Annotated in this window: 12 protein-coding genes; 6 read left to right on the top strand and 6 right to left on the bottom strand. The window is 73.5% G+C overall.

The window, feature by feature from the left end; translation table 11 throughout:
- Positions 1 to 85: 85 nt before the first annotated feature.
- The 6 genes from dxs (at position 86) to Ani05nite_RS05390 (ending at position 8,076) form a co-directional block, all read left to right on the top strand.
- Positions 86 to 2,014: a 1-deoxy-D-xylulose-5-phosphate synthase gene (dxs, locus tag Ani05nite_RS05365; RefSeq protein ID WP_203765674.1), complete on the top strand. Its 1,929-nt coding sequence runs from the start codon at positions 86 to 88 to the stop codon at positions 2,012 to 2,014.
- A gap of 49 nt (positions 2,015 to 2,063) precedes the next feature.
- On the top strand, positions 2,064 to 3,386 hold the full coding sequence (locus tag Ani05nite_RS05370; RefSeq protein ID WP_203765676.1) for an outer membrane protein assembly factor BamB family protein: 1,323 nt from the start codon (positions 2,064 to 2,066) through the stop codon (positions 3,384 to 3,386).
- A 2-nt stretch (positions 3,387 to 3,388) separates the two neighbouring features.
- A complete protein-coding gene (locus Ani05nite_RS05375; RefSeq protein WP_203765677.1) occupies positions 3,389 to 4,714 on the top strand; it encodes an outer membrane protein assembly factor BamB family protein in 1,326 nt (441 codons plus the stop codon).
- A 38-nt stretch (positions 4,715 to 4,752) separates the two neighbouring features.
- Positions 4,753 to 6,072: a PQQ-binding-like beta-propeller repeat protein gene (locus Ani05nite_RS05380; RefSeq protein ID WP_203765679.1), complete on the top strand. Its 1,320-nt coding sequence runs from the start codon at positions 4,753 to 4,755 to the stop codon at positions 6,070 to 6,072.
- A gap of 85 nt (positions 6,073 to 6,157) precedes the next feature.
- Positions 6,158 to 6,850, top strand: a complete 693-nt coding sequence (locus Ani05nite_RS05385; RefSeq protein WP_203765681.1) for a response regulator transcription factor — start codon at positions 6,158 to 6,160, stop codon at positions 6,848 to 6,850.
- Positions 6,847 to 8,076, top strand: a complete 1,230-nt coding sequence (locus Ani05nite_RS05390; RefSeq protein ID WP_203765683.1) for a sensor histidine kinase — start codon at positions 6,847 to 6,849, stop codon at positions 8,074 to 8,076. The genes Ani05nite_RS05385 and Ani05nite_RS05390 overlap by 4 nt, the downstream gene beginning before the upstream one ends.
- Before the next feature lie 17 nt (positions 8,077 to 8,093).
- Here the strand turns inward: Ani05nite_RS05390 and Ani05nite_RS40835 are convergent, their stop codons facing one another.
- From Ani05nite_RS40835 to Ani05nite_RS05425, 6 genes are all read right to left on the bottom strand, one after another.
- Positions 8,094 to 9,083: a DUF2637 domain-containing protein gene (locus tag Ani05nite_RS40835; protein WP_377881934.1), complete on the bottom strand. Its 990-nt coding sequence runs from the start codon at positions 9,081 to 9,083 to the stop codon at positions 8,094 to 8,096.
- Between the two features lie 204 nt (positions 9,084 to 9,287).
- Complete coding sequence (locus Ani05nite_RS05405) at positions 9,288 to 10,214, bottom strand: hypothetical protein (protein WP_203765685.1); 927 nt, start codon at positions 10,212 to 10,214, stop codon at positions 9,288 to 9,290.
- A gap of 152 nt (positions 10,215 to 10,366) precedes the next feature.
- On the bottom strand, positions 10,367 to 11,272 hold the full coding sequence (locus Ani05nite_RS05410; RefSeq protein WP_203765687.1) for a hypothetical protein: 906 nt from the start codon (positions 11,270 to 11,272) through the stop codon (positions 10,367 to 10,369).
- Positions 11,273 to 11,425: 153 nt separating this feature from the next.
- Positions 11,426 to 13,486 (bottom strand): 3-hydroxyacyl-CoA dehydrogenase NAD-binding domain-containing protein, encoded by a 2,061-nt coding sequence (locus Ani05nite_RS05415; protein WP_203765738.1) that lies wholly within the window; start codon positions 13,484 to 13,486, stop codon positions 11,426 to 11,428.
- A gap of 8 nt (positions 13,487 to 13,494) precedes the next feature.
- Complete coding sequence (locus tag Ani05nite_RS05420) at positions 13,495 to 14,691, bottom strand: thiolase family protein (RefSeq protein WP_203765689.1); 1,197 nt, start codon at positions 14,689 to 14,691, stop codon at positions 13,495 to 13,497.
- An 867-nt stretch (positions 14,692 to 15,558) separates the two neighbouring features.
- Positions 15,559 to 16,905: a ribonuclease D gene (locus Ani05nite_RS05425; RefSeq protein ID WP_203765691.1), complete on the bottom strand. Its 1,347-nt coding sequence runs from the start codon at positions 16,903 to 16,905 to the stop codon at positions 15,559 to 15,561.
- Between the last annotated feature and the right edge of the window lie 144 nt (positions 16,906 to 17,049).

Consider the following 17,049-nt stretch of genomic DNA (forward strand, 5'->3'; position numbering starts at 1 on the left):
GGAGTTGTGCAGGTTTTGTGGAGGACGTCTCTGTGTCCGTTCGCGCCAGATGCGTCCGCGGGTTCCGCCGATAGACTGACTCCTCATGAGCGAGCGCACTGATCAGACGACGGCCGGCATCCTGGCGGGCATCAAGACTCCCGGTGACCTCAAGCGGCTCGATCCCGATCAGCTCGTTCTGCTCGCCGCGGAGATCCGGGACTTCCTGGTGGCCAAGGTGTCCCGCACCGGCGGCCACCTCGGGCCCAACCTGGGCGTCGTGGAGACCACCCTGGCGCTGCACCGGGTCTTCGACTCCCCGCGCGACCGGGTGCTGTTCGACACCGGCCACCAGGCGTACGTGCACAAGATCGTGACCGGCCGGCAGGACGGCTTCGACCGGCTGCGCCAGCGCGGCGGCCTCTCCGGCTACCCGAGCCAGGCCGAGAGCGAGCACGACCTGATCGAGAACTCGCACGCCTCCACCGCCCTGTCGTACGCCGACGGCCTCTCCAAGGCCTTCACCCTGCGCGGCGAGGAGCGGCACGTGGTGGCCGTGGTCGGCGACGGCGCGCTCACCGGCGGCATGTGCTGGGAGGCCCTCAACAACATCGCCTCGGCCAAGAACCGCCTGGTCATCATCGTCAACGACAACGGCCGCTCGTACGCGCCGACCATCGGCGGGCTGGCCGACCACCTCTCCACGCTGCGCCTCAACCCCGGCTACGAGCGGGTTCTCGACCTGGTCAAGAACGCGCTGGGCTCCACCCCGGTGGTCGGCAAGCCGGCCTACGAGGTGCTGCACGCCGTCAAGAAGGGCATCAAGGACGCGGTGAGCCCGCAGCCGATGTTCGAGGACCTCGGCATCAAGTACCTCGGCCCGGTCGACGGGCACGACGTGCAGGCGATGGAGTCCGCGCTGCGCCGGGCCAAGGGCTTCAACGCCCCGGTGATCGTGCACGCGGTGACCCGCAAGGGCTACGGCTACCGCCCGGCCGAGGACGACGAGGCCGACTGCCTGCACGGCCCGGGCAGCGCGTTCAGCATCGAGACCGGCAAGCTGCTGGCCGCGCCCTCGGTGAAGTGGACCCACGTCTTCGCCGAGGAGCTCGTGGCGATCGCCGACGAGCGGCCCGACATCGTCGGCATCACCGCCGCGATGGCCGAGCCGACCGGCATCGCCGCCCTGCAGAAGAAGTACCCCGAGCGCACCTACGACGTCGGGATCGCCGAGCAGCACGCGGTCACCTCGGCGGCGGGCCTGGCGATGGGTGGCCTGCACCCGGTGGTCGCCGTCTACGCGACGTTCCTCAACCGCGCGTTCGACCAGGTCCTGCTGGACGTGGCGATGCACGGGCTGCCGGTGACGATCGTGCTGGACCGGGCTGGCATCACCGGCCCGGACGGCCCGAGCCACTACGGCATCTGGGACATGAGCGTCTTCGGCGCCGTGCCCGGCCTGCGGATCGCCGCCCCGCGCGACGCCGCCACCCTGCGCGAGGAGCTGCGCGAGGCGGTCGCCGTCGACGACGGCCCGACGATCGTGCGCTTCCCGACCGGCTCGGTCGCGGCCGACCTGCCGGCGCTGCGCCGGATCGGCCCGGTCGACGTGCTGCGCGAGGACGAGCGCAAGGACATCCTGCTGGTCGCGGTGGGCGCGTTCGGCAAGCTGGGCATGGAGGTCGCGGAGCGGATCGCCGAGCAGGGGTACGGCGTCACGGTCGCCGACCCGCGCTGGGTCCGCCCGGTCCCGATCGAGCTGGCCGCGCTGAGCCGCGGTCACCGCCTCGTGGTGACCCTGGAGGACGGCATCCGGGCCGGCGGCGTGGGCGAGGCGGTGGCCAGCACCCTGCGCGACGCGGGCGTCGACGTGCCGCTGCGCGATCTCGGGGTGCCGGCCGGCTTCCACCCGCACGGCAGCCGCGCCGAGATCCTCGCCGCGCTGGGCCTCACCGCGCAGGACATCGCCCGGGACGTGACCGAGTGGGTCTCGCAGCTGGAGGACCGGGTCACCGAGCCCCAGCCGCAGGCGTAGCGCCTTGGTCAACGAGCCGTTTCGTTATTAAGCCGTTACCTTTGGGGTTATGGCGGCGGAGACATTCGGCGGCAATACGGTAGTCATCGATCTCGGCCTGGCCCGGGGTGAACCCGACGAGTACGCCCGCCCGGTGCGCTCGACGACGCCCGACTGGTTCGCCCCGGTGCTGCTCGCGGTCGTCGTGCTGCTGTCGTCCGCGGCCTCGGCGGCGCCACCGCCTCCCGCGTTGTCGGCCGTGCTCACCGTGCCGTTCGGACCGGCCGACCCGTACGCCCTCACCGACGGCGGGACGCTGCTCGCGCAGACCTACGGGACGCTCAGCTCGTACGACCTGGCCGACGGGCGGCTGAACTGGCAGGCCGGCTCGGCCGCGCCGACGTACCGGCTGCGCACCGGCGGGGGGCTGGTGCTGATGCGGCCGTGGAGCGGCAGCCAGGGCGACCCGGGCACCACGGCCATCTCGCTCGACTCCGGGGCGGCCCAGTGGCGGCGGGCGGGCAACGTCGTCACCCTGCCCGGCTCCAGCGTCCTGCTCGGCGTCAACGGCGTCCGCAGCTCCGGATCCGGGCGCCGGGTGCAGGGCCGGATCGACGCGGTCGGCCCGGCCAGCGGCACCACCCGCTGGCAGGTGCCGATCCCGTCGACGGCCGTGCTGATGGGGGTGCCGGGACCCGCCGGCGCCGAGCCCCGGATGCTGCTCATGCACGACAACCGGACCGCCGCCGTGCACGACCTCGCCACCGGCCGGCTGCTGGCCAGCGCCGCGCTGCCGGCCGCCGACTACGGCCCGGACAACCCGACCGTGGCGGGCGGGCTGCTGCTGTTGCGGCACCCGACGCCCACCGGACGGATGGTCAGCGCCTTCGACCCGGTGACCCTGGCGCCGCGCTGGATCCGGCCCGCCGGCTACGCCTTCGGGGTCAGCCCGTGCGGGCCGCTCATCTGCCTGACCGGGCCGGACGGGGTCCGCGCCGTCGAACCGGCCACCGGGCTCCAGCGCTGGCAGCGGACGGGCTGGCGCAGCGTCGAGCAGCGCGGGACGGCGGTGATCGCGTACGGGACGCCGGCCGGCGAGGGCGACCCGGCCGGCCTGATCGACCCGGCCACCGGGCAGGTGCTGGTCGACCTGCACGGCTGGCGGCTGGTCACCGGCTCCGGGGGCGGGGACCATCTGCTCGTGACCCGGTTGGCCGACTCGGGAAGCCGTACCATGGTCGCCGTCGCCGTCGCCGCCGCCGGCGGCGCGACCCCCCACCTGCTGGCCGACCTGCCCGCCGGCACCGGCGACTGCCAGGCCGCCCCCGGCCGGCTCGTCTGCCGCGAGTCGACCGGCGAACTGGTGGTGTGGGCCTACCGGCGAAGGGACTGAGCGTGGCGCTGATCGAGCTGAGCCCGGAGACGCCGGCTCCGCCCGCCGCGACCGCGCCGCCGCCCGCCTACTACTACCGCCGGGTCGGCCTGGCCCTGGCGCTGCTCCTCCTGCTCGCGCTCGGCGGGGCCGACCCGGCCGCGTCGGTCCTCTTCCAGCGCGTCGGGGAGGTGCCCTTCGCCACCGGTGGTGACTTCCAGCTCATCGGCGGCGTCCTCTACACGATGGACCTGGAGGCCGAGCCGCGCCTGCTCACCGCCTGGCAGGCCGAGCCGGTCCGGCGGCTCTGGAGCCATCCGGCCGGCTCGGGCGACGACCCCTTCTTCGTGGCCGAGGCGACGGCCGACTACGCCGTGGTGCGGTCGGGGCGCAACGTCAGCGTGCTGGACGCGCACACCGGGGCCCTCCGGTGGACCTCGCCCGTCCCCGTGCAGCCGGTGAGCGACACCGTCGCGTACGTCGAGGAGGAGATCTTCCGCCCGGGCACGGAGTACGACCCGGAGTCCGGCGACCCCGGCCAGCTCTACGGCACCTCCAGCGCGGCCCTGCACACCGAGCCGGCGCAGCGTACGGAGCTGCGCGGCCTCGACCTGGCCACCGGTGCGCGACGGTGGTCGCTGAGCTTCCCCGGCTCGGTCTTCACCGCCTGGACGGGCGCCCCGGGCAACGCCGTCGTCGTGCTCACCTCGGACAAGCTGACCCTGCTCTCCCCGATCACCGGGGCGGTGCTGCGGCAGCGGCCGGTGCCCCGGGTCGACGGCGTGCAGGCCGAACAGGGCGAGGTGGTGGGCGAGACGGTGCTGGTGCACTACGGCTCGTTCGGCACCGGCGGGCCGGTCGTCGCCTACGCCCTGGACACGCTCGACGAGCTGTGGCGGCAGAACCAGCCGGACCCGTCCGGCAACGCCAGCGTCTGCTCGGGGCTGACCTGCGCCGTCACCAGCGATGAGCTGCTCGTGCTGGACCCGCGTACCGGCGCCGTGCGCTGGCGGGTCGCCGGCACCGACGTGTTCGCGTTCGGCCCCGACGAGGTGCTGGAGGTGCGGGGGCTGAGCACCCCGCTGCGGACCGCGGACGCCGCGACCGGCCGGCCCCGGGTCGATCTGAGCCGGTGGCGCTTCCAGTATCCGGTGCAGGGCGGGCAGGCGTACCTGGTGAGCAGCGTGGACGAAGACCGCACCACCGTCTTCGGGCTGCTGAAGCGGGGCGCCGCCGCGGTCCAGCCGCTCGGCCGGCTGCCCGGCGTGACGGTGCAGTGCCAGGCGGTCCCCGCCCTGGTGGCCTGCCGGATGGGCGACGTGGTCGAGATGTGGGCGTACCGGGCCTGAGATCCGCGATCACCAGCCGCCGGGCGCACAATGGCGGCGTGGGCGACGTCCTGATCGACCTCGGTGAGCAGCACGGCCGCCTGCCGGTCGACCCGGCGGCGCCCCGCGACCGGCCGCACCGCTTCCGTGCCGCGCTGGCCGCCGCGTCCGCGCTCCTGGTGGTCGCCCTGGGCGGCGCGGTGGCCCAGTCACCGCCGGCCCAGCCGGTCATCGTGCCCGCCCGGCTGGGCGACAACATGTTCGTCGAGCAGGACCGCCTCTACGTCGTCGGCGCCGACTCCGGGCGGCCCGACGCGGCCGTCCAGCACAAGATCGTCAGCATGTACGCGCTGCCGGGCGGCGAGCTGCTGTCGCGGACCACGGTCGCGGTCACCGGGGCGGTCTTCAAGGTCACCTCGGTGGGCGCGACGGTGCTGGTCTCGTACCAGGTCGACACCGTCGGCGCCGAGGCGACGGTCGCCCTCGCCGCCGGCACCGACCGGGCCCTCTGGCGGGCCCCGGCCCGGCTGCTCGGCGTCTCGCCGCCCGACGGCGTGGTCCTGCTGCGGGAGAACAGCCCGCAGTTCGGCGACCTGCACTGGTACGGCGTCGACCTGGCCACCGGGCGCACCCGGTGGTCCTTCCAGCAGCCGACCCAGGGGTACACCACCCCGGCGGACGTCACCGACGGCTTCCCCCGGCGGCTGATCACGGCCACCACGGCCGGCCACGTCGAGATCCGGGACACCGCCAGCGGGGCGCTGGTCTCCCAGGGCGACGTCGCCGCGGCGCCGGGCTGGTCGCGGCGGGGCATCACCGTCTGGCCCACCGGCGACCTGGTGCTGATCGGCGGGCTGGGCGGGATCACCGCGTACACGCTCGCCGGGCTGAGGCCGCGCTGGCACAGCGCCGTCGAGCTGTCCGGCCACTGGGCCCAGGACTGCGTCGACGCCATCTGCGTCTTCGGCTTCCGCGGCGGTGTGCAGGTGCTCGACCCCGGCACCGGGCAGGTGCGCTGGGCGGCGCGGCGCTGGACCGCGGCCGCCGAGGCCGGGCCGTACCTGCTGGTCAGCGGCGACGAGGGGCTGGAGGGGCGGTATCCGATGGCGGTGGTGGAGCCGCGCACCGGCGTCGTGCACGGCGACTTCGGGGCCTGGCGGTCGGCCGGTCCGCCGCGCCCCGACGGGACGGTGGTCGGCCTGCGCCAGCGCATCGGCGACGACGTGGTGTTCTACGCGCTGCTCGACCCGGTGCGGCTGGCCGTACGGGTGCTCGGCGCCGCCACCGCGGTCTCCGGCGACTGCCAGTCGACCACCGACGTGCTGGTCTGCCGCCGCATCGACGCCACCGTCGCGATCTGGCCCCTGACCAAGTCGTAACCGACCGGTAGCCTGCATTTACGGCCTCTTCACGCGGTGTCGGCCAGGCTGTGCGGTGAACTGACTGGATTGCGGAGGACCCCGGGTGCGCGTGCTGGTGGTGGAAGACGAGCGGAACCTCTGTGACGCGATCGCCCGGGGGCTGCGCCGCAAGGGGATGGCGGTCGACGTCGCCTACGACGGTCTGACCGGGCACGAGATGGCCTACGTGACCCGCTACGACGTGGTGGTGCTGGACCGGGACCTGCCCGGCATGCACGGCGACGAGATCTGCGCGGCCCTGGTCGCCTCCGGCGCGCTGACCCGGGTGCTGATGCTCACCGCCAGCGTCACCGTGGCCGACCGGGTCGAGGGACTCCAGCTCGGCGCCGACGACTACCTGCCCAAGCCGTTCGCCTTCGAGGAGCTGGTGGCCCGGGTCCAGGCCCTCGGCCGGCGCGCCACCCCGGCCGCGCCGCCGGTGCTGACCGTCGGCGACCTGATCCTCGACCAGGCCCGCCGGGTGGTCACCCGCGGCGGCGTCCCGATCGACCTGACCAACAAGGAGTTCGGCGTCCTGGAGGAGCTGCTCAAGGCCCGCGGCGGGGTGGTCTCCAGCGAGGAGCTGCTCGAACGCGTCTGGGACGCCAACACCGACCCGTTCACCACCACGGTCCGGGTCACCGTGATGACCCTGCGCAAGAAGGTGGGCGACCCGCCGCTGATCGAGACGGTGGTCGGCGCGGGCTACCGGGTGCCCGAGCCGGTCGTGGTCCTGCCCGCCGGCGGCGCGGTATGACGGTCTACGCCGGCCGGCGGGACAGGATGCGGATGCGGCCCACCCTGCGCCTGCGCCTCACCCTGCTCAACGGCATCCTGCTGGTCGGGGCCGGCGCCATCCTGGTGCTGCTGGCCTGGCTGCTGGTCGGCGACGCGCTGCACCCGTCGGACAAGCTGCAGCCCGGCACCCAGGTGGTACTCGACAACGGCGAACGCCTCGACGCGCTGCTCTGGCAGACCCAGCTGGTCGAACGCGCCTCCCGGGAACTGCTGGTCAAGGGCCTGATCGCGCTCTTCGCCATCGGCATCATCGGCATCGCGGGCGCGTACGCGGTGGCCGGCCGCGCCCTGCGCCCGCTGCACTTCGTGACGGCGACCGCCCAGCGCCTCGGCGAGGAGACGCTCGACCAGCGCATCCGCTACTCCGGCGCGGACGACGAGGTGGCGGAGCTGGCCCGCACCTTCGACGCGATGCTGGACCGGCTGGCCGGCGCGTTCGAGTCGCAGAAGCGCTTCGTGGCCAACGCCTCCCACGAGCTGCGGACCCCGCTGGCGGTCATGCGGACCGAGATCGACGTGACGCTGAGCGACGACGAGGCCGACGTGGCCGAGTACCGCCGGATGGCCAAGGTGGTCCGCAATGCCTCCGAGCGGGCCAACGGACTGGTGGACGCGCTGCTGGTGCTGGCCCGCAGCGAGGCCCAGTCCGGCCGCCGGCTGGTCCGCAAGGTGCCGGCGGACCTGGCGACGAGCGTCTACAACGCGCTGTCGGCGGTCCGGGCCGAGGCGGAACGGATGAAGCTCGACGTGACCACGGACCTGCAGGCGGCGCCGGTGGTGGGCGACCCGAGCCTGCTGGACCGGCTCGCCGGCAACCTCATCGAGAACGCGATCCGCTACAACCACCTGATGGGCAAGCTCTGGCTGCGGACGGAGAACGCCGACGGGCACGCCCGGCTGGTGGTGGGCAACACCGGCTACGAGGTGGACCCGGGGGACGTGCCGGGGCTGTTCGAGCCGTTCCGGCGGGGTGGCTGGGAGCGGACCGGGTCCCGGGGGTCCGGGCTGGGGCTGTCGATCGTGCGGGCCGTCTGTGACGCCCACGGCGGGACGGTGTCCGCGGTGGCTCAGCCGGGCGGGGGGCTCGAGGTGACCGTACGGTTGCCGGCGGCCGAGACCACCCCGGTGGTGGCCGCGACCGCCACCGTGCCGCGGGCCAAGGGTCTCGGCGTCGCACCGGGGTGATGGTGGCCCGGCCCGGCTCAGGCGGCGAGGCGGAGGTCCTCCCGGTCCGCCTGGCGGCGGATCGTGCGCCAGCGGGAGGCGCTGATGCCCAGCCGCGCCGCCAGGTCGGCCTCGGTGATGTCCGGGTCGGCCGCCTTGATCTTCGCGGCCGCGTCCAGGGTCTCCGCCGGGGTCCGCCGGGCTTTTGCCGGCGGCTTGGCGTCGGCCGGGGCGCCACGCTTGGCGGCGCCCGGCTTGGTGGCCCCGGGCTTGGCGGTCCCGGGCGTGGTGGCACCAGGCGTGGTGGCACCGGGCTTGGTGGCCCCGGGCGTGGTGGCACCGGGCGTGCCGGCCCTGGGCTTGCCGGGCCCGGGCTTCGCGGACGTCGCCGTCGTTCGGGTCGACGCCGTGACCCGGCCCTGGCGGGTCAGGGTCGGGGCGAAGGCGGAGACCTCGGCGCCGCGGGTCCTCGGCAGGGTCTTGCGGGGCAGCGCCGCCGCCACCTCGGCCAGCGCGGCCGACGTGGTCGGCCCCCGGCGCACGGTGGCGCTCGACGGCACCGGGATGAGACCGGGCACGCCGGCGTCGTCGTGGCCGCCGGCCGGCGCGACGGTCGTGGCCGGTGTCGCCTCGGCCGCCCGCGCCGGCGCACCCTCGGCTGCCTCGTTCTCCAGGGCGGTGATCCGGCCGGCCAGTTCGACCAGGCAGATGCTGGCCACCACGATCAGGCCGTCCACCGACAGTGGGAGCAGGTACGGCGAGGCGCCGGTCTCGCCGTAGCGGGCCGCGACCCCGACCATGTGCCAGTAGGAGACCCAGGCGGCGATGCCCGCGATGGTGGCCGTGGCGAGCAGCCGGGCGAAGGCCAGGGAACGCCGGTGGACCGGGACCCGGGAGATCAGCTCGACGGTCAGCAGCAGGGCCAGCGGGGGCCAGGCGGCGATCGCCTGGCTGATCGGGTTGTCCAGGGCGTGCAGCACGTTCGCGACCACGGAGGCCGCGACGCCCAGGACCAGGGTCGATCGCACGGCCCAGCGGACGCGGCGAAGTTGCGGGAGTACCACCGGACGCTCCTCCGAGATTGTCGAAACGAGAGCCGGGCCCCGGACGGGACCCGGCCGATCATCCTGTCGCTTCGATGTTTCGGTACGGCATCGGTGGCCGCCACCGCCGAGACCGCGTCACGTTCGTGTCGAGAGCGATGCGAACGTGTGACGGAGGCGGACGGCGTGTCAGTTTGACTTCTTCTCGACCTGCCCACGGAGCTTCACGAATTCGGCCTTGGCCTTGCTCAGCGACGTGAAGTACCAGAACACCCAGCCGGAGCTGCCCTCGTCCGCCCACGCGCACATCGACACGGGCGCGCCGCCGGCGTTGCCCTTCGCGCACTTGGCCACGCCGCCGAGCGGGCCCGCCGGGATGCTGCTGATCCCGACCAGCTTCAACTCGTCCATGCCCGGGCCGGTGAAGGCGTTGTCGAGCTCCCGCTTGGGGTTGCCGACATAGGAGCGGGCCGCCACGACCACGACCAGGTCCCGCTTCGACGGGGTGCCGTAGAGCGCGCCGACCGTCTGGGTGGCCCCGGGCACCAGGGCCAGGCTCCTCTCGAGCTGCTCGGCGGAGGCGGCGAACTTCTTGTCCTTCACCTTGGGCCGGCCGCCCAGCGTCCTGGGCTCCACGATGGTGATCCTGGCCGGCGGCGCGGTCGTCGCGGTCTCGGTCGGCTCGGCCGGTTGGGTCGGCCGGGTCGGCTGGGTCGGCGCCGCCGAGGCGATGACGTCGGCGATCCCCTCGGCGGTGTTGCGCCCGGCCAGGTAGATCGCGGTGCCGCCGCCGCCGCACAGGACCAGCACCAGGGCGATCGAGACGAGGGTGATCGGCAGCGCCCGTGACTTCCGGGGCGCCGGCGGGTAGCCCGGCATCGGCGGGCCCTGCTGCGGGTAGCCCGGCTGGGCGTAGCCGGGCTGGGCGTAGCCGCCCTGCGGGCTGCCGGGCTGCTGGTACCCGGTCGGCTGGTATCCCGTCTGCGGGTAGCCGGGTGGGGCGTACTCCGGCTGCGGGTACGGCGGCTGCGGGGGATAGCCCGGCTGCGGCGGCACCGAGGAGGGCACGTCGGGGTTGGGCTGGCCCGGGTAGGGCTGGTGGGGTGGCTGCGACATCAACGCTCCATCGCTCGGGCTACAGCACCGGGGAGCCTAGCCGCCGCCGGGCGGCCGATGGTCACAGGCGTGCTGCGATCTTGCTGACGACCGGCCGGTCAGCCGGGCCCCGCCGCCCCGGACCCCCGGGGCGGCGGGACTCACCGATCGGCTCAGGCCTTCTTCTCGATCTCGCCGCGCAGCGTGACGAACTCCTTCTCGAGGTCCGCCTTCTGCTTGAACATCATCAGCAGCATGCCGGAGCTGCCGTTGTCGGACCAGACGCAGATCGCCATCGGGACGCCCGCGGAGTTGGTCTCGCCGCACTTGGCGATGCCGCCCAGCGGGCCCGGCTCGGTGTCGGTGAAGTCGTCGACCTTCATGCCGCCCGAACCGCCCAGACCCTGCGTCATGGCGTCGAAGCGGTCCTGCGCGGAACCGTTGATCGAGGACGCCGCGGCCACCATGACGACGTCCTGCTTCTGCAGGTCGCCGTAGATGCCGCCGACCGAGCCGGTGGCCCCCGGCATGTTGGACATGATGCCGTCCAGGCCGGAGATGCTGCTCTGCAGCGTCGGGTCGCTCGCCTTCGGGCGGCCGCCCAGCGTCGCCGGCTCGACCACGGTGATCTTGGTCGCGTCGACGACCTGCTCCACCTTGTCCTTGGCCGCGACGAAGGCGACGACGCTGCCGGCCACGCAGAGCAGGGCCACCACGCCGACGACGATCAGCACGATCTTCAGGGCCGACGACTTCTTCTTCGGCGGCTGGACCGTGCCGTACTGCGGGGCGCCCTGGCCCGGGAACCCGGCGTTGGGCGGCGGGTAGGCGTTCGGGTCGGCGCCCGGCGGGTAGGCGCCCTGGCCGGGCGGCGGGTACGACCCCTGGCCGGGCGGCGGGTACGAGCCCTGATCGGGCGGCGGGTACGAGCCCTGGCCGGGCGGCGGGTACGAGCCCTGGCCGGGCGGCGGGTAGGAACCCTGGCCGGGCGGCGGGTACGAGCCGGGTGCCGCCGGCGGCTGGTAGCCACCCTCGGGACCGGGCTCACCGGGGTTGGGCTGATACGGCGGCTGTGACATGGGAACTCCAGAACTAATGAGGTCAGCCGCCGGAGCCTACCGACCCCGGACCGGGCGCGGCGTCGCGTACCCGTCAGTGTGGCCTCGCCGGCCCCGGCGCGCCGACGTCCCCGCGCCCAGGTGCGGCACGGGGACGTCGGCCCGGAACGGGGATCAGGCGGGCAGGCCGGCCACCCCGCGCGGCAGGAAGCGCTGGCCGGTGACGCGCTCCGAGGTGCCACTGCGGTCCAGGTACGGCGTCACGCCGCCCAGATGGAACGGCCATCCGGCGCCCAGGATCATGCACAGGTCGATGTCCTGCGCCTCGGCGACGACGCCCTCGTCCAGCATCAGCCGGATCTCCTGGGCCAGCGCGTCGAGCGCGTGCTGGCGTACCTCGTCGGCGGTCAGCGGGGCGGAACCGCCCTCGACCAGCGCGACCACCTCGGGGTTGATCTCGTCGTCGACCATCAGGGGCAGGCCGGCGTCGACGATCTTGCGGAGGTTGGGGCTGTCGCCGAAGCGGTCCGGGAACGCCCGGTGCAGCGTCTCGCCCACGTGCAGGGCCACCGCGGGACCGACCAGCTGGAGCAGCGCGATCGGGCGCATCGGCAGGCCCAGCGGGTCCAGCGCCGTGTCCACGACCGACAGCGGCGTGCCGGCGTCGATCGCGTGGAACACCTCGCTGGTGAAGCGGGTCAGCAGCCGGTTGACCACGAACGCCGGAGCGTCCTTGACCAGCACCGACGACTTGCGCAGCTCCTTGCCCACCGCGAACGCCGTGGCCAGCGCCGCGTCGTCGGTCCGCTCGCCCTTGATGATCTCGAGCAGCGGCAGCACGGCGACCGGGTTGAAGAAGTGGAAGCCGACGACCCGCTCGGGGTGCTCGAGGTCGGCGGCCATCTCGGTCACCGACAGCGAGGACGTGTTGGTCGCCAGGATCGCCTCGGGTCCGACGATCTTCTCCAGCTCGGCCCAGATCTGCTTCTTGAGGTCGAGGTTCTCGAAGACCGCCTCGATCACGAAGTCGGCGTCGGCGAACACGGACTTGTCGACCGAGCCGCTGACCAGGCCGCGCAGCTTGGCCGCGGTGCCCTCGTCCATCCGGCCCTTGCCGACCATCTTGTCGATCTGGCCGCGGACGTAGTCCACGCCCTTGTCGACCCGGGTCTGGTCCAGGTCGGTCATGACCACCGGCACCTGCAGCCGGCGGGCGAACAGCAGCGCCAGCTGCGAGGCCATCAGGCCGGCGCCGACGATGCCGACCTTGGTGACCTTGCGGGCCAGCGACCGGTCCGGCACGCCCACCGGACGCTTGGCCCGCCGCTGCACCAGGTCGAACGCGTACAGGCTGGCCCGGGACTCGTCGCCCATGATCAGGTCGGCGAGCGCCTCGGTCTCGGCGGCCGTACCGTCCTCGAAGGATGCGTCCTTCGCCAGCGCGAGCAGTTCGAGGGCCTTGTTGGCCGACGGCACCGCGCCGTGCAGCCGCTCGTCGAGCTGCTGCTTGGCGAAGAAGAGCACGCCGTCCCACATGTCCTTGTCGACCTCGGGACGCTGCACCGTCACGTCGCCCTTGACGACCCCGGCGGCCCACTCGAGGGAGCGCTCCAGGAAGTCGGCCGCCTCGAACAGCTCGTCGGCGACGCCCATCTCGCGGGCCTGCTTCGGCCGGAGCACCTTCTGGGTCAGCGGGTTCTGCAGGATGACCTGCGCCGCGCCGGCCACCCCGATCAGGTTGGGCAGCAGCTGGCTGCCGCCCCAGCCGGGGATCAGGCCGATGGCCACCTCGGGCAGGCCCAGGGCCGCGGCGCCGGTCGACACCGTGCGGTAGTGGCAGTGCAGGGAGACCTCGAGGCCGCCGCCGAGCGCCGCGCCGTTGATGAACGCGAAGGTCGGGATGGTCGAACTCTTGAGCCGGGCGAACACCCGGTGACCCAGCTCGCCGAGGGCGACGGCCTGCTCCCGCTGGGTGATGAACGGCATGCCGGTGATGTCGGCGCCGACGCAGAAGATGTACGGCTTGCCGGTCAGCGCGATGAACGCGGGGCCGGCCTCGGTGGCCCTGGTGATGGCCTCGTCGAGCGACGCCAGGCCGGCCGGGCCGAAGCTGTTCGGCTTCTTGTAGTCCAGGCCGTTGTCGAGGGTGATCAGCGCGGCGGGCTTGTCCAGCCCGGGCACCTTCACCAGGCGCAGGAGCGCCTGGGTGACGACCTCGTTGGGGTACTCAGGCAATGCCGTGGTCACTTGTCCGCACCTTCCCAGTGGGGGTTCTCCCAGATCACAGTGCCGCCCATGCCGATGCCGATGCACATGGCGTTGATGCCGTACCGCACCTCGGGGTGCTCGGCGAAGTGCCGGGCCAGCTGCGTCATCAGCCGTACGCCGGAGCTCGCCAGCGGGTGGCCGATCGCGATCGCGCCGCCCCACGGGTTGACCCGCGGGTCGTCGTCGGCGATGCCGTAGTGGTCGAGGAACGCCAGCACCTGCACGGCGAAGGCCTCGTTCAGCTCGAACAGGCCGATGTCGTCGATGGTCAGGCCGGCCAGGCGCAGCGCCTTCTCGGTCGACGGGATGGGGCCGTACCCCATGATCTCGGGCTCGACCCCGACGAAGCCGTACGAGACCATCCGCATGGCGACCGGCAGGCCCAGCTCGCGGGCGGTCTCCTCGTCGGCCAGCAGGGCCGCGGTCGCGCCGTCGTTGAGGCCGGCCGCGTTGCCCGCGGTGACCTTGCCGTGCGGGCGGAACGGGGTCTTGAGCGTGGCCAGCTTCTCCATCGACGTCTCGCGGGGCGCCTCGTCGACGGTGGCCAGGCCCCAGCCCTGCTCGGCGTCGCGCACGGCGACGGGAACGAGATCGGGCTGCAGCTTGCCGTTCGCGTACGCCTTGGCGGTCTTCTCCTGCGAGGCGAGCCCGAACGCGTCGACCCGCTCCTTGGTGATCTGCGGCAGCCGGTCGTGCAGGTTCTCGGCCGTGGCCCCCATCACCAGCGCGGACGGGTCGACCAGCTTCTCGGCCAGGATCCGCGGGTTGGGGTCGACGCCCTCGCCCATCGGGTGCCGGCCCATGTGCTCGACGCCGCCGGCGATGGCGACGTCGTAGGCCCCCATGGCGATGCCGCCGGCGACGTTGGTCACCGCGGTCATGGCGCCGGCGCACATCCGGTCGATGGCGTAGCCGGGCACGGTCTTGGGCAGCCCGGACAGCAGCGCAGCGGTGCGGCCGATGGTCAGGCCCTGGTCACCGATCTGCGTGGTGGCGGCGATGGCGACCTCGTCCACCCGCTCGGGCGGCAGCTGCGGGTTGCGCCGCAGCAGCTCACGGATGCAACGGATCACCAGGTCGTCGGCGCGGGTCTCGGCATACATGCCGCCCGCTTTGCCGAACGGGGTGCGGACGCCGTCGACGAAGACGACCTCGCGGCTTACTCGGGGCACAACAAGCCTCCTTGCAGGCGGGGACTTCATGCTACTCGCCGGTAACATTGTTGCCTACCCGGCCTCTGCATTGAAGCTATGTGAGAGAGAAGTCAGTTTCTGGGGGGTGGGGATGTTGGGAGGTCTTTCGGCTGATCAAGATCGAATTCTGGGGGTCGGGGCTGGGTGCGGGGGGCTGACGTCGTTCGCGGGCCGTCGCACCCCTCAATAGCCGTTTTGTTGCTGGATCTTGAAGCGCCGCACCCGAAGGAAGCGTCCGTGCGCAACAAGATCCGCACACGAGGGCGGGCCGCGGCCAGCGCGTGGGTTGAGCGCTTGGGTTGCTGGCGCCCGTGGGTGTCCGCACGACAGCATCCGCCGGTCGCGCCCGGCTCCCCGCCGTCCTCACCCGTCGTCCTCGCCTGCCGGTTTCACCCTCCGGCTGGCCCTCCTATCGTTTTTCGCCGCTGTCGTCGAGGCCGCCATATCTGCGAAGTCCCGTTCGCTGAATCTTGGAGCGCCAGCACCCGCCAACCCCACTCCGCGCCTCAAGATCCGCACGCGAGGCGAGCGGGGCGAGGCGAGGTGGGGCGAGGTGGGGTGGGGCGAGGGGTGGTGGGGCGAGGGGAAGTGGGGGAGGAAGGGCTGGCGGCGCCTGGCATCGCTGGCTGATGAATCTTGGGGCGCCGGCACCACGAACCCCACCCGCGCGCCACAAGATCCGCGCCAGGCGAGCACCACGGGGCGTTTTGCGAGGTGCGCGCTGCTTCGAGGCCTTTGAGAGGATGGGCGAGGGGGACGCTCCTCGACCACCCCCTCACCCGCCCATGGGCACAAGACAAAGACGCCACCGGAGTCGGTGGCGTCTCTGCGAGTGCGGCGAACTGGTCAGTCGGCCGGGGCCGGCGGGTTCGCGGCCACCGGGGGTGGCTCCGGGAGGACCTTGGCTATCCCGTCGGCGATCAGCCCCACCTGCCAGCTGCGGGCGCCGAAGCCGAGCAGCGTCTCCGCCACCGTCTGGGGCGTCACCTCCTCCGGCGGGGACCAGGCCAGCCGGCGGATGAAGTCCGGGCTGATCAGGTTCTCCGGGGGCAGGGTGTGTGCCTCGGCCGTACCGACCACCACCTGGCGGCAGCGCTGCAGGCGGGCCGCCGCGACCGGGTCGCGTTCCGCCCAGCGGTGCGGGGGCGGGGGACCCTCCACCGGCACGTTGACCGGTAGTTCGTCGTCGGGCAGGGCGCGGGCCGCGTCCAGGGCGTCCAGCCACACCCGGGCCAGCCGGCGCACCGAGCGGCCGCCGAAGCCGGGCAGGCCGAGCAGGGTGCGCTCGTCCTTCGGGTCGAGTTCGGCCGCGGCGATGATCGCCGAGTCGGGCAGGACCCGGCCCGGGGCCGAGTCGCGGCGGGCCGCCACGCCGTCGCGGGCGTACCAGAGGGCGCGGACCCGGGACTGGGCTCGGGCGCCGCGCACGCGGTGGATGCCGGAGGTACGCCGCCACGGGTCGGGGCGGCTCCGTGGCGGGCGGTCGGCGCTGGCCACCAGGGCCGCGAACTCCTCGGCGGCCCACGCCGACTTGCCCTGCCGCTCCAGCTCCGCCGCCAGCAGGTCGCGCAGGTCGGTCAGCAGCTCGACGTCCAGGGCCGCGTACGTCAGCCAGGACTCCGGCAGCGGCCGGGTCGACCAGTCCGCCGCCGAGTGGTGCTTCTCCAGCGAGTAGCCCAGCAGTTGCTCGGTCAGGGCGGCCAGCCCGACCCGCTCGAAACCGGCCAGCCGGGCGGCCAGTTCGGTGTCGAACAGCCGGCGCGGCTTCATCCCGATCTCGGCCAGGCAGGCCAGGTCCTGGCTGGCGGCGTGCAGCACCCACTCGGTGTCGGCCAGCGCCGCGTCCAGGGTGCGCAGGTCGTCCAGCGGCATCGGGTCGATCAGCACCGTCCCGGCGCCGGCGCGGCGCAGCTGCACCAGGTAGGCCCGCTGGGTGTAGCGGTAGCCGGACGCGCGTTCGGCGTCGACCGCCACCGGGCCCGAGCCCGTGGCCAGCCGTGCGACCACGTCGGCCAGCTCGTCGGCGGTCTCGACCGGCCGGGGCGTGCCGTCGCGGGGTGCGGTCAGGGGAACGGAGGCGGGGGCAGGTTCGGGCTCGGGACCGCCAGACATCGGGTCGGGCGGCACGGCGTGCGGTCCGTCCCCTGCTTGGTCCGGCGCGTCCCGACGGCGCAGGGGTGCTTCGTCGGTCACTCCGTAACCGTACGGGGGTACCGACCCCCGGGTGCGCAGCCGGGTCCCGGCGCGTCGAGTCTCGATCGACTGGGCGCCTTCCGGCGGGCCGTCCGCGGCTGTTTCAAGAAAGCCGGCGCGCGCCCGTCCGCGGGGCCCGTTCCG

Source organism: Actinoplanes nipponensis (genome assembly GCF_016862275.1).
In the GTDB taxonomy this organism is placed as follows: domain Bacteria; phylum Actinomycetota; class Actinomycetes; order Mycobacteriales; family Micromonosporaceae; genus Actinoplanes; species Actinoplanes nipponensis.